The 22,407-nt window shown below is 51.3% G+C and carries 15 protein-coding genes; 6 read left to right on the top strand and 9 right to left on the bottom strand.

What is annotated here, in order from left to right:
• Genes HRI97_RS02720 through HRI97_RS02705 form a run of 4 tightly spaced genes read right to left on the bottom strand, consistent with a single transcriptional unit; the run spans position 1 to position 3,933 of the window.
• Positions 1-1,002 (bottom strand): VWA domain-containing protein, encoded by a 1,002-nt coding sequence (locus HRI97_RS02720; protein WP_253726363.1) that lies wholly within the window; start codon positions 1,000-1,002, stop codon positions 1-3.
• Between the two features lie 50 nt (positions 1,003-1,052).
• Positions 1,053-2,045 (bottom strand): hypothetical protein, encoded by a 993-nt coding sequence (locus HRI97_RS02715; protein ID WP_253726362.1) that lies wholly within the window; start codon positions 2,043-2,045, stop codon positions 1,053-1,055.
• Positions 2,042-2,938: a DUF58 domain-containing protein gene (locus HRI97_RS02710; protein WP_253726361.1), complete on the bottom strand. Its 897-nt coding sequence runs from the start codon at positions 2,936-2,938 to the stop codon at positions 2,042-2,044. Before HRI97_RS02710 ends, HRI97_RS02715 begins: the two co-directional genes overlap by 4 nt.
• A 2-nt stretch (positions 2,939-2,940) precedes the next feature.
• Complete coding sequence (locus HRI97_RS02705; protein ID WP_180485207.1) at positions 2,941-3,933, bottom strand: AAA family ATPase; 993 nt, start codon at positions 3,931-3,933, stop codon at positions 2,941-2,943.
• Positions 3,934-4,006: 73 nt separating this feature from the next.
• Here HRI97_RS02705 and HRI97_RS02700 point away from each other — a divergent pair, with 73 nt between their 5' ends.
• Both HRI97_RS02700 and HRI97_RS02695 read left to right on the top strand, forming a co-directional pair.
• The gene (locus tag HRI97_RS02700) at positions 4,007-5,308 is read left to right on the top strand and encodes an aminotransferase class I/II-fold pyridoxal phosphate-dependent enzyme (RefSeq protein ID WP_253726360.1); all 1,302 of its coding nucleotides are present in this window, start codon (positions 4,007-4,009) and stop codon (positions 5,306-5,308) included.
• Positions 5,238-6,593, top strand: coding sequence for an extracellular solute-binding protein (locus HRI97_RS02695; protein ID WP_253726359.1), 1,356 nt, complete (start codon positions 5,238-5,240; stop codon positions 6,591-6,593). The genes HRI97_RS02700 and HRI97_RS02695 overlap by 71 nt, the downstream gene beginning before the upstream one ends.
• 91 nt (positions 6,594-6,684) lie before the next feature.
• Here HRI97_RS02695 and HRI97_RS02690 read toward each other — a convergent pair whose 3' ends face one another.
• The 5 genes from HRI97_RS02690 to HRI97_RS02670 all read right to left on the bottom strand — a co-directional run bounded on the left by HRI97_RS02690 (position 6,685) and on the right by HRI97_RS02670 (position 13,816).
• Positions 6,685-7,686: an endonuclease/exonuclease/phosphatase family protein gene (locus HRI97_RS02690; protein WP_253726358.1), complete on the bottom strand. Its 1,002-nt coding sequence runs from the start codon at positions 7,684-7,686 to the stop codon at positions 6,685-6,687.
• A gap of 160 nt (positions 7,687-7,846) precedes the next feature.
• Positions 7,847-9,334 (bottom strand): ketol-acid reductoisomerase, encoded by a 1,488-nt coding sequence (gene ilvC / locus HRI97_RS02685; RefSeq protein WP_253726357.1) that lies wholly within the window; start codon positions 9,332-9,334, stop codon positions 7,847-7,849.
• Positions 9,335-9,812: 478 nt separating this feature from the next.
• Positions 9,813-10,952 carry a molecular chaperone DnaJ gene (gene dnaJ, locus HRI97_RS02680; RefSeq protein ID WP_180485202.1) on the bottom strand — a complete coding sequence of 380 codons (1,140 nt, stop codon included), beginning with the start codon at positions 10,950-10,952 and terminating at the stop codon, positions 9,813-9,815.
• Between the two features lie 169 nt (positions 10,953-11,121).
• The gene (dnaK, locus tag HRI97_RS02675; protein WP_253726356.1) at positions 11,122-13,071 is read right to left on the bottom strand and encodes a molecular chaperone DnaK; all 1,950 of its coding nucleotides are present in this window, start codon (positions 13,069-13,071) and stop codon (positions 11,122-11,124) included.
• A gap of 16 nt (positions 13,072-13,087) precedes the next feature.
• Positions 13,088-13,816 carry a nucleotide exchange factor GrpE gene (locus HRI97_RS02670; RefSeq protein ID WP_253726355.1) on the bottom strand — a complete coding sequence of 243 codons (729 nt, stop codon included), beginning with the start codon at positions 13,814-13,816 and terminating at the stop codon, positions 13,088-13,090.
• A gap of 438 nt (positions 13,817-14,254) precedes the next feature.
• Here HRI97_RS02670 and HRI97_RS02665 point away from each other — a divergent pair, with 438 nt between their 5' ends.
• From HRI97_RS02665 to HRI97_RS02650, 4 genes are all read left to right on the top strand, one after another.
• Positions 14,255-15,286, top strand: coding sequence for an ABC transporter substrate-binding protein (locus HRI97_RS02665; RefSeq protein ID WP_180485199.1), 1,032 nt, complete (start codon positions 14,255-14,257; stop codon positions 15,284-15,286).
• 192 nt (positions 15,287-15,478) lie between these two features.
• Positions 15,479-17,164, top strand: a complete 1,686-nt coding sequence (locus tag HRI97_RS02660; RefSeq protein WP_253726354.1) for an ABC transporter permease — start codon at positions 15,479-15,481, stop codon at positions 17,162-17,164.
• Between the two features lie 76 nt (positions 17,165-17,240).
• The gene (locus HRI97_RS02655; RefSeq protein WP_253726353.1) at positions 17,241-18,311 is read left to right on the top strand and encodes an ABC transporter ATP-binding protein; all 1,071 of its coding nucleotides are present in this window, start codon (positions 17,241-17,243) and stop codon (positions 18,309-18,311) included.
• A 188-nt stretch (positions 18,312-18,499) separates the two neighbouring features.
• Complete coding sequence (locus tag HRI97_RS02650) at positions 18,500-22,375, top strand: histone H1-like repetitive region-containing protein (protein ID WP_436411273.1); 3,876 nt, start codon at positions 18,500-18,502, stop codon at positions 22,373-22,375.
• The last annotated feature ends 32 nt before the right edge of the window (positions 22,376-22,407 follow it).

Genomic DNA, 22,407 nt, shown 5'->3' with positions numbered 1-22,407 from the left:
TCAAATGAGCTCCTGCAGATAAACCCTGCATATAAACAACACAAACGCAAATAAAATTACCGCAGCAACGATAAATCTGTCGTAATAGCGGACGCTTTCGGTACGCAAGTGATAGCTCTGCACGACGTTCATTTCCCTGCCGATCGACGAAAGCACGTTCGCCAAATCGCCGATCGTCTGCACACCGTAATATTTTCCGCCGGAAATCGAAGCGATGCGTTCGAGCGGAGCGGAATCGAAATCCGATTGAAGATACCCCGAATACACGCGCCCCGTTTTCGGATCGACGTAGTCGAGCGGCGCCGCCCCCCTCGTACCTATACCGAGCGTATAGACGGCGATATGATTTTTTTCCGCAAGTTCGGCTGCAGTTTCGGGATGAATCGAACCGGCGTTATTTTCTCCGTCGGTAACGAGGACGATGCATTTTTTAGGAGCGGCGGAAGAAGAAAGGTGATAGACCGCCGTACTCAATCCCGTACCGATTGCGGTACCGTCGCCGAGACTCCCGATCGCAAGGGAATCGAGCCGCGAAAAAAACACGGAACGGTCGGTCGTGGGAGGTACGACGATTGCGGCTTCGGTCGCCATAGCGACAAGCCCGAAGGAGGTACCGCCGCTGTCCGAAGAAAGCGTATGTATCGCACGGCGCGCCGCATCGAGACGTCTCATATTTGCGATATCCTTTACCGCCATGGAAGGACTCGTGTCCACGACAAAAAGGATATCCGCCCCTCGCGACGTATACACGCGCTCCTGACGATAAGAGACCGGATCGGCGAGAGCGGCGACGACAAGGATGAACGCCGCAACAATGAAAACGCGGGAAACATGAGAAGCGAAACTGCGCAGCCGCCCTTTCCACTCGAACGTTTTTCCGCCCCAATCGGCAAGCGTCGCCGGAAACGCGATTCGAGTAAACACTCCCAGCGCCCGCAATATAAAAAGAGCGGGAATAAAGAGCAGTAAAAAAAATGCCGCGGGATTCCGGAAATCAGGCATAGGCGGCGCTCCGGTTAAAATCGACGATTATCAATTTCAATACACTCATTTCAATTGTCTCCCTCGAAGCGTTCGACGGCATCGCGCACGATTCTGATAAGGGACGAGCGTTCGTCCGCCTTAAGATCCGCCGCAAACTCTTCGGCAGGTTCCTTTTTCGAATCGATGGAACCGCGGGCATAACGCACGTAATCGGTACGGCGCAAAACCGCCGCAAGCGACATGGCACCGGATTGGGTTTTTTCGGACATCGCGTCCGCCATAATCTTTTCAAACGTATCCATGATCGCGGGGCTCGAAACGGCACTGAATCGATAACCGAAGCGGAAATCGAGGTAGCGCCTGATAAGCTGCTGCAGCTCCGTACAGAATTCAGCATCGTCGATTTTTTGCCCGGCACGTTCGAGCCGTTTTAAGCTGCGGTATAATTCTTTTGCGTTTTTGGCATACAGCCGAAGAAGTTTCCACGTCTTATACGCATCGCGCACGGACTCTCGTTTTACGACGAGTCTGAAGATTACGATCAAAAGGATAACCGAAAGGAGAGCCGCAAAATAAAGCGCATACATCGTGCCGGGAAGCAGGAGCGGTCCCATACTTGCGCGCAGCTGAGCTTCGTCCTGATCCTGCAGAATCGACGAAACTTCGACGCTCTGTACATCGATGATAAAGGGAGCCGCCGCGCCTCCGTATACGGCGGCGGAAATATCGAACATCGGAAAATCGATGGAGCCGGTATTCCACGGGATAAAAAAAAGCCGAAACGTATAAAGAAGACCGTTCCGCTCAAGCGACGCGTCCAATATCGTATAATCGTCGGTATCCGTCTCAAAAGGAAGCGACTTCAGCGGGATTTTTCGTGAGAGAATGCTATCGTTCATATCCGCAAAAAAATCGACTGCGGAGCGGAATGTGTAGCTGAGTTCGGCCCTGTCGCCGACATAGATCGTTTTCGGCATGACGACCTGCGTCGTATCGTCTTCGGTAAAACCGACGGCACACACACATATCGTAATGCAAAAAAGAATTAATAATTTTTTCATTGTCCCCGCCCCTTATACGAAAAAAAATTCGAAAGGACGCGGACGACCTCATCGTCGGTTGAAAGCGTAAGCGGAACGGCGCCGTGACGGATACAGGATTCCTGCCAGTGCGCGACTCTCCGGCGGTTATCGTTTCTCCACGCATTTCGAAAGGCTGACGAAGAAGACGGAAGCACGAGGCGCGTACCCGTTTCGCCGTCGATAAAGGGCACCGTCCCGATTTCCGGCAATTCATTATCGCTTTCGTCGATTATACGCACCGCAATGACGTCGTTTTTTTGTGCGAGAGAAGCGAGCGATGTAATCCATCCTGTCGTCCGAAAATCGGAAAAGACAAAGACGAGCGATCTTTTTTTTAATAATTTCCCCGCACCCGTGAGCGCGCTTTTGAGTGCGGAACCGGCGACGCCGTATTCGTCGACTTCATCGAGACGCGCAAGCAAAAGCATCGTCCGCTTCCGACCGCTTTCGGGAGCGCATGAAAATTGTATGTCGCCGTCGAAAAAAACGGCGCCGATACCGCTCGCGTTTATCTCGGCCGCCATCGCGACGAGAGAGGCCGCTTCGGCTGCGGTACGGTAGCGCGTTTTGCTCCCCGTGCCGGAAAACATCGAGCGGGAACGATCGACAACGATAAAGATCTGAAGTTCTCTCTCTTCTTCAAAAAGCTTTACGTAGGGCTTTCCCATGCGCGCGGTAACGTTCCAGTCGATGGCGCGCACGTCGTCGCCGCGAAGATATTCACGCACGCCGCTGAATTCGATTCCCTGTCCGCGGAACAGCGAACGGAAAGAGCCGGTTTTAAAACCGGCGGCGAGAGAGGCGGCGGTAAGACGGAGCAGCGCCGCCTGTTTTGCGAGCGTTTCTCTGTTGACGGCGAGCAGGTGTTTCATCGCTAGGGAACCGGAACGAAATCGAGGATGCGGGAAATGATTTCATCGGCGGTGACGGAATCCGCTGCGGCTTCGTAGGATAGCACGAGACGGTGACGCATAACGGCGGGAGCCGCAAGCTTGACGTCTTCGGGCAGCACAAACGACCGCCCTTGAAAGAGCGCGGCCGCTTTTGCACACTGTAAAAGCGCGATCCCTGCGCGCGGAGAAGCGCCGAATGCGATATAGCGCGTAATGTCGTGTTCGGACGCTTTTTTATCGGGAGAAGGACGAGTCACCGATATAAGCGAAACGATGTATTCGATAAGCGCATCGTCGCACACGATTTTCGAAAGCAATTTTCGAAGCGCGGCGATATCGCTCGAACTCAAAATTTTCCGAACGGGAACGGAAGAAGCCGTACCTCCCGTCTTCACGACCGCGAACTCCTCTTCGGCTTTCGGATAGGGCACGACGATCTTCAGCAAAAAGCGATCGAGCTCCGCTTCGGGTAAATTGTACGTACCTTCCTGTTCGATAGGGTTTTGCGTCGCGAGTACGAAAAACGGTTCAGGCAGCGCATACGACGTTTCGCCGATCGTCACTTGCCGCTCTTCCATCGCTTCGAGCATGGCGGACTGCACTTTCGCACTTGCGCGATTTATCTCGTCGGCGAGCACGACGTTCGCAAACACCGGCCCCTTGCGCACGGAAAAAGTGCCCTTTCCCTGCTCATAGATAAGCGTGCCGGAAACATCGGCGGGAAGCAAGTCGGGCGTAAATTGAATGCGTTTAAAATCCAATCCCGAAATTTGCGCAAAGGTTTTGACGGCGAGCGTCTTTGCAAGTCCGGGCACGCCTTCGAGCAGCACGTGTCCGCCTGCGATAAAAGCCGTCATAATACCGTCGAACAGCACATCCTGACCGATAAGACGCTTATGGGCTTCCGTACGGCACGATTCGATAAGGGCGCGGCTTGCTGCGAGTTCTGCTTCGCCCGCACTGTGTTTTTCCATCTGACAACCTCAAAGCCTGCATACATTATTATAATTGACAATCTCACCGTATTTCAGAATAATCTATTTTATCATGTTGAACCCTTTAGCACAAGAATTAAACGAACGATTGGCAGATTCCGTCGCCGGCGCATTGCTTTCCGAAGAAGGCTTGAGGATGTATTTTCCGAAAGGGATAATCGCACAGAGCGAAGAAGCGAAAAAGGGCGCCTCCAAAGCGAACGGGACGATCGGCATGACGATCATTCACGGAATACCGGCGATTCTTCCGTCCGTTCAAAAAAGCGTTCCGTCCTTCGATGCGCGTTCCCTCGTCGCGTACGCGCCGACGGCGGGACAAAAAGAATTTCGCACGATTTGGCAAAAACAGATAATCGATAAAAACCCGCTTTTAAAAACGAAAAAGATATCGCTTCCCGTCGTCGTACCGGGACTTACCGCAGGCATTTCCTATATCGCAGACCTGTTTATAGACGAGGCGAAACCGCTGGTTGCGCCGGATCCGTCATGGGACAACTATGCGCTCATCACCGAAGCGCGGCGAGGGGCGGAACTGCATCGATTCAATTTTTTTGACGGAAAAAAAATCGATATGACGGCGCTCGAAAATGCAGTCAAAAAAGAAGCGGCCGCCCGCGGTTCGGTACGGCTTCTCTTGAATTTTCCGCAAAATCCGTCCGGTTACAGCCCGACAAAAAACGAAGTCGCAGAAATCTGCCGTATCATACGGGAGGCGGCTTCCGGCGGCGCAAAATTATTAATCATATGCGACGATGCGTACTTCGGACTCAACTATGAAAACGATATCGAAGAGCAATCGCTCTTTGCCCACATCGCGGACATCCACGAAAACGTACTCGCAGTAAAAATCGACGGGCCGACGAAAGAAGATTTTGCGTGGGGGTTCCGCTGCGGCTTCGTTACTTTCGCTTCCAAAAGTTTCAACGACGACCACTGCGATGCGCTTGTAAAAAAACTCATGGGTGTCATACGTTCTTCCGTTTCGTGCAGCGCAACTCCTTCTCAGTCGCTGCTCATGCACTCCTATGCCGACCCAGAAAACGAAGCGCAAAAAATCGCATTTCGGAAAATTCTCGAAGCGCGTTACCGCGCCGTAAGGCGTTTCGTGGATTCTCACAAGTCGCACGCAATCGAAACGCTGCCGTTCAATTCGGGCTATTTTATGAGCTTACGCCTCAACGGCATCGATGCGGAAACCTTGCGCAAAAAATTGTTATCGGAAAAAGGCATCGGTACCGTATCGATCGACAGTCGTACGCTCCGCATCGCATTCAGCAGCATAGATGAAGATAAAATCGAATCGGTGTATACCGACATATACGCCGCAGCAGACGAGATGTACCGTGCCCTTTGAATCGACCGCTCCCCGCCGCGATAAAAAAAGCATACCCCTCGTTTGCTTTCTTTTTTTATTTGCCCTCTTTTTTGCGGGCTGTTCGCTCAAACGCGAAACGCTTATCACAATATGGACGAATATCCCCGAATTTACCGAATACGGGGAACTCTTCAACGATACGCACGACAAAAAAAAAGTCGTCCTCGTCTATAAAAAAAATCCGTCGGAAGCGATCACTTCCAAAACGGAAAAAAATCCGCCCGATATCGTCGTCGCGCCGTGGCTTCGCACCGATAAAACAAGCCGCTATTTTCGAGCTATCGATACGATATTTGACGGAGGCGGTCTCTCCCCCACGATTTTCTACCCTCCTCTTCTCGAAGCGGGAAAAATCAGACAGGCGTATTATCTGTTGCCGGTGAGCTTCAATCTGCCGGCCGTCATCTTTTCTCGGGAAAACGCGGCTGCGGTTGAAGACAATTATACGCTGTCGATCGAACAGATAAAAAAAGCGGGAAGCGCTTTCAACGAATTGCATAAAAACGGCACATATTCGCGCATGGGATTCGTGCCGCAGGCGGGAAACAGCTTTCTCTATTTTGCGGTAAAAGCGAAAGGCGCGCAGTTCCGCGAATACAAATCGTCGTTTACATGGAACGCCGACAAACTTTCCGATGCGATCGCCTATCTCAAAAATTGGTCGAAAACCGTAAACACTTCTTCCGAAACCGAACAGGATTTTGCGTATAAATATCTGTCCATGCCGAACTTCAAACGCGTCACGTCGGGGCGCACGCTGTTCGCATATATTACAAGCGATGCCCTTTTCAGCCTCACGCCCGAACAATCGGAACAGCTCGACTACCGCTGGATCTACGAAAACAATAAAATCCCGATAGAAGATTCCTTCGTTACGCTCGGCATTTCCAAGCACGCAAAACACGCAAACGCCGCATACGATTTTATCGAATGGTTTTTAAACGCGGAAACCCAGCGCGCCATACTCGAGCGCAAAGCGAAACAAAATCTCGACATACATCAATTCGGTATCGCAGGCGGTTTTTCTTCGATCAAAGAAGTAAACGAACATATCCTGCCCTTGTACAAAACAATGCTTTTAAGAAATACCCCTCCGACCGATATGCTCGGCGTACCGGAAAAGCTGCCGGCCGATTGGGAACTCATAAAAGAACAGACAGTCATTCCGTATCTCAGAGATGAAATAAAAAACACCGGCGACTCACCCGTTCTCGATCTGCCGACGCGCATCGCAAACAGAGCAAAGCCGAGTTACGAACAATAAAGCACCGCTGCAAACTCTACAGTAAAAAACCGAGCGAACGGAGTTCTCGCCGAAAGCCGTCAATATATTTTCGGAACTCACCGTTCAACAATCAATAACGTATGCTCGCCGCAATCGGCAGATGATCGGAATAGCCCTGTCCCGTGTACATCACATACCTTAAAGGAACGCCTTCTTCGTCCGCCCACGGCCCGTCCGTTTCGGCGGCAAATGAAACGGCTTCCGCGGTTCCCGATATGAAAAAGTGATCGATCCGTTCTCCCGTCCCGTTATAATAATAGCTGTACATCGCGCGAGCGTTTTCCGAAAGCCACGGCGATTTGACAAGGCTTTCGGACACGGTGCCGAAACCCGCCCGATATAAAACGACGCTGCCGCTTTCCGCACCCTTCGCGAATTCTCCGATATCGCGGTTAAAGTCTCCGCAGGCTACGAACGCCGTCCCGCCCGATTCCGTCAGCAATCCGGCAAGGACGGATGCCTGCCAATCGCGCCAGATTTCGCTTTCTTTTTCACCGCCCAATTTCGATTTCCAATGATTGATGCAAACTGCAAGGCGTTTGGAACCGGCAAACACCGACAAACTGATAAGGGGACGCATACGCGGCTGTTTCGCATGAGTGCGGATATCGAGAGCGTGAACGGTCATCGCTCCGAGCGGATAACGCGAAAGAACGGCACAGCCGAGCGCGTCGCCGGGTGCTTTGGCAAAAGAAGCGTAATTCCAATTTTTTTTAGCATCCCACACGCCGCCTGCGAGCATATTCGCAATATCGTATACGACTCCTTCGTTTTCTATCTCTTCGAAAACATATACGTCGGCGTTGAGTTTTTTTATCACGTCGCACAAGCGTCCGAGCCGGGCGGCATATCGCTCGCTCCCCCACTTCGATTTTGACGATTTGAATTCGGCATATTCGCTTCCGTCGGTATGCGCATCGAAAAAAGTTTCGACATTCCAATTTACAATGCGGATCGTCGCGGCACCGCTTTGCCGTTCGGTACCTCTTTCTTTCGCACCTTCGGCGGACACGGCGCATCCCGCACCCAAAAGCAAAAGCGGCAAAAAATATGCAATCGTTATTTTTTTCATGGCCTTTCTCCGTACGATTTTCGCTTTATAAACGGGAACTTAATTGCCCCGAGCGCGATAATCGCCCGACAATATAATCGTCAACAATTGCTATTTTTACGCGGTTTTTCATGGGTTTTTACGAGGCGGCGCGGCCTGTCGGCCGCGCCGCGCAAACACATTATTCTGCAAGCGGCTTCATCGAAGTCATATACGCGCGAAGACGGCTTCCGACTTTTTCGATCGGGTGATTGCGGATCTCTGCGTTGACGGCAACGAGTTCCGTGTTGCTCACCGAATCGTCGGGAACGTTCATTCCCTTGCCGATCACGTCGATGCCGACGGAAGGCATGAATTCCTTTTCGAGGAAGGGAACGGCGGCGTTTGCAAAGAGCGCACAGCCGTATTCTGCGGTATCGGAGATGACGCGGTTCATTTCGTAGAGCTTTTTGCGGTCGATGAGGTTTGCGATGAGCGGCACTTCGTGCAGCGATTCGTAATACGCGCTTTCCGGCATAATGCCCGCTTCGACCATCGTTTCGAATGCGAGTTCGCAGCCGCACTTTACCATGGCGACGAGCAAAACGCCCTTATCGAAATACTCCTGTTCGGAAATCGCATCGTTCGATTCTTCGGTCGTTTCAAAAGGCAGACGTCCCGTCGCCTCCCGCCACGCAAGCAGATCGCGGTCGCCGTTGTCCCAATCTTTCATCATCGTCGAACTGTACGCGCCGCTGATGATATCGTCCATGTGTTTGCGGTAAAGCGGCGTCAGCAATGTTTTCAAGCGCTTTGAAAGTTCGTTCGCTTTGATCTTTGCAGGATTCGACAGGCGATCCATCATATTCGTAATGCCGCCCCACTTGAGCGCTTCCGAAATATAATTCCATCCGTGCTGCAGAAATTTCACCGCATAGCCGGGCGCAATGCCGTTCGCCGTCATTTTATTCCAGCACACGATAGTGCCCGCCTGCAGCATGCCGCACAAAATCGTCTGCTCGCCCATCAAATCGGATTTCACTTCGGCGACGAAAGACGATTCGAGAACGCCGGCTTTACTGCCGCCCATCGCGACTGCGAGCGCTTTCGCTTCCGCCCAGCCGCGGCCTGCGGGATCGTTTTCGGGATGCACGGCAATGAGATCGGGCACGCCGAAACCGCGCTGAAATTCGTGCCAGACTTCCGTGCCCGGCCCCTTCGGCGCACACATGATAACGGTATCCTCTTTCGGAATCTGCATGCCTTCTTCGACGATATTGAATCCGTGCGAATACCAAATCGTAACGCCTTTACGTGCATATTTTAAAACTTCGGTGATAACCGGCGTGTGCTGTTTGTCGGGCGTCAGGTTTCCGATCACGTCGGCGGAGGGAATCATTTCGGCATAAGTGCCGACTTTAAAACCGTTTTCGACCGCGTTTTTCCAGCTCTGCCGTTTTCCCGACACGGCGCTTTCACGAAGCGCATACGCGACATCCAGACCGCTCGCGCGCAGGCACAAACCCTGATTCAAACCCTGAGCGCCGCAGCCGACGATGACGATCTTTTTGCCCTTGAGCGCTTTTACACCGTCATCGAATTCGTCTTTCGCCATGGAACGGCAATGACCGAGCTGCAAGCGCGCTTCGCGCCACGGAATCGAATTAAAATAATTTTTTCGTTCACCCATACAATCACCTCTGCGATACATTATTATTAAAATGAATTGTTCGAGGGCGTTTTTGCCGCCCGCTCAAACGGGTACAGTATAGACGAATAGACCTCGTGCGTAAAGATAAATCACGGCGCTTTACAGGGATTACGCATGAAAAATGTATACACAGAAAAGAGACATAATATAAAATAAAAAAGGCGGAACGCGAGGCAGCGGCAATGCCGCCGAGCCGCTCAGACCGATGGCAAGCGAACTTTTTGGTAAAAAAGTTCGCGCAGTCCGATTCCAATCACGGTCTGCCGCGGCGAACGGCAGGGCTGCTGCCGGGAGTGCAGCCGATTTTTTACGGTAATGGTTATTTTTTGAGGAATATAGATTCTCATGCGTAAGCCCTGCGGCGCTTTATCGATTACCGTTTTAAGACAGAAGCGAAAACTGCATCCTTTTTAAAATCGAATTTCGCTTCGGCAAAACACCGAAGCGCAGGCGTTTTTCAGCGGCTGAGCGATTCGAGCGGAATGAGTGAGGGAGACGTCGTCGGATTTTCGAGGGAGAGGTATTGTTCGAGGAGCGCCTTTTGCTGCGCGCTCATGCGGGAAGGCACTTGCACGACAATTTTGACGTAGAGATCTCCGCGGCGGGAAGTACCCGTGTACGGCACACCTTCGCCTTTGATGCGCAAAAGCTTTCCGTTCGACGTTCCGGCAGGTACTTTGAGGCTCACGCGCTTGTCGTCGAGGAGCGGTATCGTTATCTCGGCACCGAGACAAGCCTGCGCCATCGTAATCGGAACGGCACAATAGAGATCCTGCCCCGAACGCTCGAAAAATCGATCTTCGGCGACGTGGATGACGACGATCAAATCTCCCGCCTGTCCTCCGTTTCGTCCCGCGTCTCCCTGATGCGGTATGTCGATTCTCTTGCCGTTGTCGACGCCTGCGGGAATCGTCAGCGTCATCATTTTATTTTTTTCCTGCAAACCCGTGCCGTGACATACGGGACACGGATTGTCGATGACCGTGCCGGTTCCGCGGCAGGTCGGACAGGTTTGCTGCATCGCAAAAAATCCCGCGCTCTGCCGGATCTGCCCTGTTCCCTGACACGCGGGACAGGTTTTACGGCTTGAACCCGCAGCCCCGCCCGTGCCGTGACAGGTACCGCAGACTTCGTTGTGCGTAAAGCGGATTTCGGCTTTCGTACCGAATACTGCAGCTTTAAATGAAATTTCCAAATCGTAGCGGAGCGTCGCGCCCTGAGCATGCCCGTCGGAAGTCCTTCTCGAAGATGAAAATCCGCCGCCGAAAATGTTTTCGAATATATCGCCGAAACCGCCGCCCATGCCGCCGAAAAGGTCGCTGAAATCGTGAAACGCGTGAGAGTACTGCGCTCCGCCCGAGGCCGCGCCGTCGACGCCTGCAAAACCGTATTGATCGTAGAGGGGACGCTTTTTGTCGTCGGAAAGCACTTCGTACGCTTCCGTCGCTTCTTTGAATTTTTCTTCGGCCGCCTTATCGCCCGGATTTCTGTCGGGATGATATTTTATCGCAAGTTTACGGTACGCCTTTTTAATATCGTCGAGAGAAGCGCTTTTTTCGACACCGAGCACTTCGTAATAATCACGTTTTTCCGCCATATCTTCTGCCAAAAATCAATCTTCGAAAAACTATACCATAAAAAACACCTCCGACGCAATCGTACGGAGGTGTTTTCACGTCTTACGGAGAGGCCGGGCAAAACGCCTGCGGCACTCATATCCGTTTCGATACCGGGCTTCGCAACATCGCCGAAGCCCTGTATGCGCTTTATTTGTCGTCGTGCACTTCGTATTCGGCATCGTCGGCTTTGCCTTTGTCGAAACCGCCCGACTGCGAGGCGCCCTGATCGGTGCCCGCACCGCCGCTTTGCGCTTGGCTTCCTGCGCCCTGCTGCTGTGCGGCTTGCTGTTTGTACACTTCTTCGGCGATTTTATACGAGGCCTGCTTGAGCGCTTCCGTTTTCGACTTGATCTCTTCGACGTTGTCGCCTTCGAGCGCTTTTTTCAGCGCCGCAACGGCGTCATCGATCGCCTGCTTGTCCGCAGCGTTTACTTTGTCGCCCAAATCTTTGAGCGTCTTTTCCGTCGCGTAGATGAGGCTGTCCGCATCGTTTCGCGCATCGACGCTTTCGCGTTTGGCTTTATCGGCCGCGGCGTTCGCTTCCGCATCTTTTACCATACGGTTGATTTCCTCTTCGCTCAAACCGCTCGATGAGGTGATTTGGATGTGCTGTTCTTTGCCCGTGCCCAAATCCTTTGCGCTGACGTGAACGATACCGTTCGCATCGATGTCGAACGTGACTTCGATCTGCGGTACTCCGCGGGGAGCCGCCGGGATACCGACGAGGTCGAAATTGCCGAGCGTGCGGTTTTGCGCCGCCATCTCGCGCTCTCCCTGCAGTACGTGAATCGATACCGCCGTCTGTCCGTCGGCCGCCGTCGAAAAGATTTGACTCTTTTTCGTCGGGATCGTCGTATTGCGCGGAATGAGCTTCGTAAAGACGCCGCCCATCGTTTCGATACCGAGCGAAAGCGGCGTTACGTCGAGGAGGAGCACGTCTTTGACGTCTCCGCCCAAAACGCCGCCCTGAATCGCAGCGCCTACCGCGACCGCTTCATCGGGGTTTACCGAGCGGTTGCCTTCTTTTCCGAAAATCGCTTTGACGACTTCCTGCACTTTGGGCATACGGCTCGAACCGCCGACGAGCAGCACTTCGTCGATTTTATCCGGCGTAATGCCCGCATCGCTCATTGCTTTTTTGCACGGCTCTTTCGTCGCGTCGAGCAAGTCCGCCGTCATCGCTTCAAACTGAGCGCGCGTCAGCGTCTTTTGCAAGTGCTTGGGGCCTGACGCGTCGGCAGTGATAAAGGGCAGATTGATGTCCGCCGTCGTCTGCGACGAAAGCTGAATCTTCGCGTTTTCCGCAGCTTCGCGCAGGCGCTGCATCGCCATCGCGTCTTTCGACAGATCGATGCCGCCGGTATCTTTTTTAAACTCGTCGACGAGCCAGTTGATGATTCGCCTGTCCCAGTCGTCGCCGCCGAGCTGCGTATTGCCGTTCGTCGATTTGACTTCGAAAACGCCGTTGCCGAGCTCGAGGATGGAAATATCGAAAGTACCGCCGCCCAAATCGTAGACCGCTATCGTCTTTTCTTTCGTCGAATCTTTATTGAAACCGAAAGCGAGAGAAGCTGCGGTCGGTTCGTTGATGATCCGCTTGACGTCCAAACCTGCGATTTTGCCGGCATCCTTTGTCGCCTGGCGCTGCGCGTCGTTGAAATACGCGGGCACCGTAATAACCGCTTCCGTCACCGGCTGACCGAGGTAATCTTCCGCCGTCTTTTTCATCTTTTGCAAAATGAAAGCGCTGATCTCCTGCGGGCTGTACTGCTTTTTTTCGCCGTTCTGCTCGATTTCGACTCTTACGTCTTCACCGTGGTCGATAACCTTGTACGGCAGCTTCGTCGCTTCTCCCTTCAATTCGGAAAAGCGGTGCCCGATGAGGCGCTTAATGGAATACACCGTATTCTTCGGGTTCGTCACCATTTGGTTTTTTGCCGGAAGCCCGACGATGCGATCGCCCTTCGACGTAAAGCCGACGATGGACGGAGTGGTTCTCCCGCCTTCGGAATTCTGAATGACGACCGGTTCACCGTTTTCCATAACGGCGACGCATGAATTCGTTGTTCCTAAATCAATACCGATAATTTTTCCCATGTCAATATCTCCTCAATTATTTCGAATCGGATTTCTGTCCGGCTTTTTCGTCCGATTGAACCGAACCGTCGGGCATTGTCACCATAACCTTTGCGTGTCTGATAATTCTGTCTTTTAACTTGTATCCCTTTAAATATACTTCTTTTAAAACCGGTTCGGCAACAGCTCCCTGCACGCTGCCGATCGCTTCGTGTTCGTCGGGATTGAACGTATCGCCTACCGCTCCGTAGCTCGACAGATTGTATTTGTCTTCGAGCATTTTGACGAGCGACGCGTTTATCATCTTTACGCCGTCGGCGATCGATTTGACGTCTTTCGCGTTCGACGCAGCGTCTACCGTACGGTCGAAATTGTCGAGACTTTCGAGCAGATCGTGCAAAAGATTTTCGTTCGCGTAGTCGAATACGTCCTGTTTTTCTTTCAGCATACGCTTGCGGTAATTGTCGAAATCAGCCGCACGGCGCAGCACTTGATCTTTCAAATCGGCGTTTTCTTTTTTGAGCGCGTCGATTTGCTTTTCAAGCTCCGAAACCGTATCTTTACCCGAATCTTCCGTCGAAGGCGTTTCGCCCGATTTTTCGGAGGCGCAGGTATTTTCAGCAGATTTGCAGTCCGCAGCATCTTTTCCGCCGTTTGCCTTTTCTTCGCATTTCGGCGGCGTCACCCCGGTGTGCGCTTCGCCTCCCGGCGTCGTACCGTTCGGCGCTTCGTTTTTCGTTTTTTCTTTCTTTTCCGATTCACCCATGTACTGTCACCTGTAAAAGTATTTACTATAAATGTACTAAGCGGCGAGCGAAGCGTCAAGAAAATTATAGCGATTTAATTTTATCGGACGGCGTCGAAACGATCGATACCGATTTTTTTCTTGCGTTTTGAAAATCTCATGATATAATGAAAGCATTAATCGGAACCGAAAGGGCATTCCATCATCGATATGTCATCAATTCGGTCTCTTTATGGAGGTATGATAAAAAGTGTCGTCTGAAATATCGCCGACACTTTTTATTTCGAGTTTGCTTGGATGTTTGCAGAAGACGTGTATACGTACCGTTTCGATAAAAATCGAATGAATACGATAGACTTTATTTTGCAAACTCGACTATTGAACGTGTGCGCTTACGCGCACGACTAAAAACTTTTTCGGAAATTGATATTTCCTGCAAAAGTTTTTATGGAGGATTTTATGAAAAAGTTGGCAGGGGTACTCGTATTGTTTGCACTGGTCTTCGTCGGATGTAAAAAAGCCGATAAAAATGCATCCGCAAGCGACGTCAGCGGCAAAATCGTCATCTATACGTCGATGTACGAAGACGTCATCGATGCGGTAAGCAAAAAGCTCAAAGCGCAATTCCCGAATCTCGAAGCGGAATTCTTTTACGGCGGCACCGGAAAAATCCAAGCTAAAATCGCTGCGGAAAAAGACAGCGGCAAACTCGGCTGCGATATGATGATGGTCGCCGAACCCGCCTATTCGCTCGAATTGAAAGAAAACGGCATGCTGCACAATTATATGTCGCCGGAAGCGGCTTCCCTTTCGTTCGAATACGATAAAGAGGGCGCGTGGTACCCGGTACGCATCTGCACGATGGTTCTCGCATACAATCCCGAAAAATATTCCACAAAAGAAATTCCCGTGACGCTCAAAGACTTCGCAACCGATCCGCGTCTTACCGGCTACAGTTCCATGTCGAACCCGCTCACGTCGGGTACGGCTATGGCTTCGATCGTCGGCCTCCTCGACGCGTACGGTGAAGACTATTTTGTCGGCCTCGGAAAGCAGCGAGTCGCCATCGAATCCGGCTCCGTCGCGCTCACCAAGCTTGAAACCGGCGAATGCAAAGAGATCATGATACTCGAAGAATCCGTATTGAAAAAACGGCAGGAAGAAGGTTCGAAGCTCGCGGTCATCTACCCCGAAGACGGAGTATTGTGCATCCCGTCGACGGTTATGACGGTCAACGAAAAATGGTGCGCAAACAACAATATCAAAGCGTGCGAAGCGGTGACCGACTGGCTGCTCGGCAAAGACGGACAGCAGTGCATGGTAGACGGCTGGATGCATTCGGTGAGAGGCGACGTCGATTACGTTCCCTACGATTCCATTCCGAACAGCGAAGTGTACGCAAAGACGATCCCGATCGATTGGGAAAAATGTTACAAAGAACGCGATTCGATCCGCACGGCATTCGAAGAGCACGTCACGATTAAAAAATAAATAGGTTGAATGTCGAGTGTTGAAAGCATAAGCTTGATAAAGCTGTGCTTTCGACGAGAACTTCGTTCGGCTTCGCCTCACTGACGAGTTTGCTTCGCAAACTCGCGGATGTACATGTGTGCTTACACGCACCGATACGGCATTTTCGAAAATTGATATTTTCTGCAATGCCGTATCCTATAGGAAAATAAATTGGAAAGTCAAAAAAAACTGTATTTCGATTACAAATGGGTAATCATCTTTTTGATTGTCGGATTCCTACTCATCTTTCAAGTGCTGCCGCTCGTCTACCTGCTCGTCCGCTCCATGTTTATCAACGGGCGTTTTTCGCTCGAAGGCTTTAAAAACATCTACTCATACGCGCTCAACTGGACCTGCTTAAAGACGACGCTCGTTGCGGCGACGCTCACGATGGTCTTCGGCGTATTGCTTTCGTTTCCGCTCGCGTGGCTTGTCGGACGCACGAATCTCTACGGCAAAAAAATATTCCGCACCGTCTTCGTCATGACCTATATGGTGCCTCCCTATGTCGGAGCGATGGCGTGGCTCAGGCTTTTGAACCCGACCGTCGGCACGATGAACGTCGTCCTCGCAAAAATTTTTCACCTGTCGCAAAATCCGTTCAACATCTATACGGTCGGCGGCATGGTATGGGTATTGACGACGTTTTATTATCCTTATGCGTTTATCACGATTTCGCGCGCTATGGAAAAAATGGATCCCTCGCTCGAAGAAGCGTCCCGCATATCGGGAGCGTCTCCGCTGAAAACGCTTTTTACCGTCACGATTCCGCTCGCGCTTCCGAGCCTCATCGCCGCAGCTTTGCTCGTATTCGTCGCGGCCGCTTCGTGTTACGGCATTCCGTCGATCATCGGAGCGCCGGGGCAGATATACACGGTGACGACGCGCATCATCGACTACGTGCAGATCGGAAACGACGAAGGCCTCACGCATGCGACCTGCCTCGCCGTCTTTCTCATGGCGGTCGCATTGATAATTTTGTACGTGTCGAATTTCATCGTCGGGAAAAAAGAGTACATCACCGTGTCGGGAAAATCGACGCATCCGTCCATCGTCGATTTGGGAAGATGGAGAATACCCGTTACGATCCTCGTCACACTCTTTGCGATTCTCGTCGTAGTCATTCCGTTTTGGACGGTTATTTCCACGTCGGTTACGATGAACATGGGCAAAGACGTATTCGCCCGAAACAATATCACGTGGCGTTATTGGAAAATCATCTTTTCGCGTAAATCGATTTTAAACTCGTTTAAAAACAGCATCACGTACGCTTTTCTCGCCGCGACTTTCGGCATGATCGTCAGCGTCGTCATGGCGTGGCTTTTAAAACGCACAGAAGCGAAGGGGCGCGAAATCCCGGACTTTTTAATAACCGTCGGAAGCGGCACCCCGAGCGTCGTCATCGCCCTTGCGCTCATCATGACGATGACCGGAAAATTCCGTATCAACATCTACAATACGATAGGCATCATGGTTATCGCGTATATGATCAAATACATGATGATGGGAATGCGCACCGTCGTATCCGCTTTTACGCAGATAAGCCCGTCGCTCGAAAGCGCCGCTCAAATAGCGGGCGCGGGCTGGGTGCAGCGCTTAAAAGACGTAGTGCTGCCGCTTATAAGCCCTTCGGTCGTCGCAGGCTGGTTTCTCATCTTTATGCCGTGCTTTTACGAACTGACGATGTCGACGCTTTTGTATTCGAACAGCACGAAAACGCTCGGCGTGGAATTGTTTACGTATCAGACCTTCCACAGTCAGCAGACGGCGTCGGCGCTCGCAACGGCGATCCTCGCGATCGTCATCATTATGAATACGATGCTGAATAAATTGACAAAGGGCAAATTTTCGATTTAGCTTCGAGCGTGCAAAACCGAGGTCGGCCGCAGGCGCCGCGAAATTATTTATTAATTTAGAACAGTGAGGAGAAATTATGTCAACGGTGAGTATTAAAAACGTAACGAAAGTATACGACGACGAAACGGTCATCGATACGTTCAACGCGGAAATAAAAGACGGAGAGTTCATAACGCTGCTCGGCCCTTCCGGCTGCGGTAAAACGACGCTGCTTCGCATGATAGCGGGTTTCAGAAAACCTTCGACCGGTTCGATTGCGATCGACGGAAAAATCGTGTCGGACGATACGACTTTCGTGCCTCCGGAAAGGCGCGGCATCGGCATGGTCTTTCAAACCTACGCGGTGTGGCCGCACATGAACGTATTCGACAACGTCGCCTATCCGCTGAAAATTCAAAAGCTGAAAAAAGATGAAATCAAAAAGCGCGTCGGTGCGATCCTCGAAATCGTGCACTTGAGTCAATACGAAAAACGCATGCCGTCCCAGCTTTCAGGCGGTCAGCAGCAGCGCGTAGCGCTCGGAAGAGCCCTCGTCGCCGAACCGAAACTGCTCCTCCTCGACGAACCGCTTTCAAACCTCGACGCAAAACTGCGGGAAAGCATGCGCTTCGAAATCAAAGATATTCAAAAAAAGCTCGGCATCACCGTCGTCTACGTCACGCACGATCAAGTCGAAGCGATGACGATGAGCGACCGCGTGTTTTTAATAAACAACGGCGTCGTACAGCAAGTCGGCTCCCCTCTCGAAATCTACCGCAGCCCCGTCAATCAATTCGTCGCAAACTTTGTCGGAAAAGCGAACTTTCTCAAAGGGACGGCGGACGGAGGACGCATTTCGATAGCGGGAACGAATCAAAGCGTGCCGTATTCGGGAAAGCTTTCGGGAAAGGTCGTGCTGACGCTGCGCCCCGAAAACGTAAAGATCGTTCCGTCAGGGGGAGAGCTCACCGGCACGATTCAAAACATGTACTATCTCGGCAACGAAAACGACTGCCGCGTCGACTTGGGCGGCGTTTCGCTTCGCATCATCGCGGATCCGCACAGCTTCGACTCGCTTTCGGCAGGCCAAAAGATCGATATGAAAATTCAGGATGAATTGGTATACGCCGACGACGGCAAAGACGATCAATATAAAATTTTAACGTGATACGGAAACGGGGGCCGCATCGAAGCGCTTTGCGGCTTCCGCTTCGTTTTCATTCGGAACTCGTTTTATTAAACCCTCCGCACGAATAAAAAATCTACAAAAAAAATTACACAAAAAAATTACCCTTTTTTCTCATATCGTGCTATAATCTATATGTGTACGTCGATAAAACGCAACACGGAGATGCTGTGAAAATTTCGTACAATGAATTTCATGTAAGTAAAAAGGTCAGAGACCTCTGCCGATTTAACGAAACGCTGTTCGCGTCTGCAGGCAATGTCATCTTTTCCGATATGTATCAAGTGCGCACCTTTGTCGAAAAACTGAATGCGTTCTTCGATAAACGAGGCGAACACGAAAAACGCGTGTCGGCGGGCGAACTCAACGCGATGGGGCTCATCGATGAAATATTTCACTACGTATGCATGATTTACCGGAGGGATGCGGACGCGGAATCGTTCAGTACCGTCCTTGCAAAGCTCGACGATGAATTCGGTTCGGACAGGATAGACGACCTCCTCTTGTCGTTTATCGACGAGTTTCCGCCTGCGGCCGTCCGTCACGGTACGGTAAGCGCCGAAAACTATCTTTCCGAGACCGCATTCGATAAGGGCACGAAGCGAAAGCGGACAAACCGTGAACAGACGTTCGAAGAGCTCATACTCCTGCACCTCGCAAATGAAAACCCCGCATTTAAAAAATTTACGATTTTGTTCGACGACGCAAAGCTCGCCCGTAATCCGTTATACGCAAAATCATGGGAAATTATTAAAAGTCGTTTCGCTTTACTTCCGCCGTTCGGTCCGTTCGGCCACGACCTCATTTCCATGCTGAAAGAGCCTGTCGTCTACAGCCCCGACAGCCTCAAAGGCCAGCTCGATTACATCCGCCTGTACTGGGCGACAATGCTCGGAGATATCATCAAGCGTCTGCTCGCCGGCATCGATACGATACGGGAAGAGGAAAAAGCGGCGTGGCACGGCGGAGGCGAAATCGAAACGGTGCCGTACAGCTACGAAAACCTCTCAAAAGAATACGAGCGTTTCAGCGCGGACAGCGCATGGATGCCGTGCGTCGTGCTCATCGCAAAGACGGTGCTCGTGTGGCTCGATCAGCTTTCAAAAAAATATTCCCGTGCGATCACCCGCCTCGACGAAATCCCCGACGAAGAGCTCGATACGCTTCGGGACGAAGGCTTTACGGGGCTCTGGCTTATCGGCTTGTGGGAGAGGAGCTACGCGAGCAAGCGCATCAAGCAGATTAACGGAAATCCGGAAGCGGCTGCAAGCGCATACAGCCTCTACGATTATGAAATCGCGCGCGATATCGGCGGCTGGGACGCGCTCGTAAATCTGCGCACAAGGCTATGGCAGCGCGGCATCCGTCTTGCATCCGACATGGTGCCGAATCACACCGGCATGGATTCGAAATGGGTCATCGAAAAACCCGACCTCTTCGTCCAGAGGAAGGATTGCCCCTTCCCGCAGTACACGTTCAACGGCGAGAATCTTTCGCGCGACGGGCGGGTCGGCATCTACCTCGAAGATCATTATTATACCAAAACCGACTGCGCCGTCATCTTTAAGCGGGTCGATAACCATACCGGAGACGTGCGCTATATCTACCACGGAAACGACGGTACCGGCATGCCGTGGAACGATACGGCGCAAATCGATTTTCTGAACCCCGTCGCACGTGAAGCAGTGATGCGGGAGATCGTCGACGTCGCGAAAAATTTTCCGATCATCAGATTCGATGCGGCGATGGTGCTTGCAAAAAAACACATCAGACGGTTGTGGTATCCCGCGCCGGGGCACGGAGGTGATATCGCGACGCGGAGTGAAAGCGCTCTTTCGACGGAAGAATTCAATCGTGCGATTCCCAACGAATTTTGGCGGGAAGTCGTCGACAGGATCGCAGCCGAAGTTCCGGACACGTTGCTGCTTGCCGAAGCATTTTGGATGATGGAAGGCTACTTCGTCCGCACACTCGGTATGCACCGCGTCTACAACAGCGCGTTCATGAATATGCTCAAAAAAGAAGAAAATCAAAAATACCGCGATACGGTAAAAAATACGCTGCGCTTCGATCCGCAAGTGCTCAAGCGCTTTGTCAACTTCCTCAACAATCCCGACGAAGAGACCGCCGTCGCTCAGTTCGGCAAGGGCGATAAATATTTCGGCGTGTGTACGCTCATGGTTACGATGCCCGGACTTCCGATGTTCGGTCACGGCCAGATCGAAGGCTTCGAAGAAAAGTACGGCATGGAATATACGCGCGCATATCGAAATGAAATTCCCGACGAAGGCTTCGTCGCACGTCACCGGCGCGATATTTTCCCGCTCATGAAAAAACGCCGCCTTTTTGCGGACGTCGAAGACTTTTTATTCTACGATCTGTGGAACGGAGGCAGCGTTGACGAAAACGTGTTCGCGTATTCGAACTGCGCAGACGGAGTATGTACGCTCGTCGTCTACAACAACAAATATGAACGTACTGCAGGCTGGATCAAAGAATCGGTGCCGTATGCACTGAAAACGGGAAGCGGCGAAAACGACAAGCGGCTTGTAACGCGGACGATAGCGGAAGGATTATGCCTCAGCGGAGAACGCGATACCTACTGCATCTTCCGCGAACAGCGATCGGGACTGTATTATATACGTGAAAGCTCCGACATCCGCGAGCGCGGACTGTTCGTGTCGCTGAACGGATTTGAAGCACAGGTCTATACGGATATCAGCCAAATTACGGATACCGATACGCACAAATACCGCACGTTGTGCCAAACCCTCGCAGGCCGCGGCGCGGAAGATTTGGACACGCTTTGGGAAGAGATCGAATACTGGGAACTGTACAAAGCGCTCGAAACTTTCGCAATTTTATTAATTTCAAAAACGGAAGAGATCTTGCATCCTGCGGACGGAACGCAGTTAAAGAAAAAAGCCCTTACGGATAAAATGCAAGCGCTTACGGATGAAGTCAAAGAAAGCGCGCTCGCATTCTACGCTACGGCACAGCGGTTTGCGGACGGATGCGGATATAAAATCGCTCCGCCTGAAAAACAATTTCGGCAATTCAATAAAATGTTTTCAGCCGTCATATCGTCCGCTGCGGATGCCGTTCTTCGAAATCCGTCCGCAGAAGAAAACGAAAAATTAATAAAAGAAAAAGCCTCTCCCGAAAATAATAAAAAATTATCAAAAGTAAAAGATACCGATGATATCATCTCCTGTTTTATGGTATCCGAAAAATCGCTTCCGATATTATTAATCTGCCTTGCATCGGTCGAAGAGCTCGCCGCGTGCGGATGTGCAAAAAGATTTAATTTCGCACGAAAATTTGCCGAATATATAAGACGAACGGGATGTGCAAATGCGCCCGATCGGCATCAGCTGATGCGCGTCTTCGCTCTTGCACCTCTTGCTGGAAAAACAGTATTATTAAACGATTTGAAGAAGGCATCCTACGAGCTTGCCGCGCTTTTCGTACAAAGCGAAGACGCGGCGCTGCTCTCGGGAAATAATTTCTTCAACGGCATACAGTGGTTTAACAAAGAATTGTCGGACAGCAGCTTGACATACTTTGCCGCAGAAGCGACTCTGTATGCACCGGAAGAGAAGAAAAACTTTGTGCGCGCATTGTATTTTCTTCTCAATGATGCTAAAATAAAGGCATCGTTTAAGAGCGAATTATTTATTAATCAATTCGCGCCGAACAAAGGTTCTAAAGCTTTACCTCCCGTCGGGAAGAGAGAAGCTGCAAAGATAACGACTGCCGGACTATCCGGCAAAAAGCACAAGGAGCTGACTATGGCGATGACCACAGTAAAAAAGCCGGCTGTAAAAAAACCGGCCGCAAAAAAGACAACAGCAAAAAAAACTGTTGCTAAAAAGACAACGGCGAAAAAACCGGCCGCGGCAAAAAAAACCGCAGCGAAAAAGCCGGCAGCAAAAAAGACTGCAGCTAAAAAGACGACGGCGAAAAAAACCGTTGCTAAAAAGACGACGGCGAAAAAAACCGTTGCTAAAAAGACAACGGCGAAAAAGCCGGTCGCAAAAAAATAATCGCAAATAATTAATTCTTTGCGATAAAAAAG

It is taken from the genome of Treponema socranskii subsp. buccale (genome assembly GCF_024181585.1).
Taxonomy (GTDB): domain Bacteria; phylum Spirochaetota; class Spirochaetia; order Treponematales; family Treponemataceae; genus Treponema_D; species Treponema_D buccale.
This window is presented reverse-complemented; position numbering and strand designations above follow the sequence as displayed.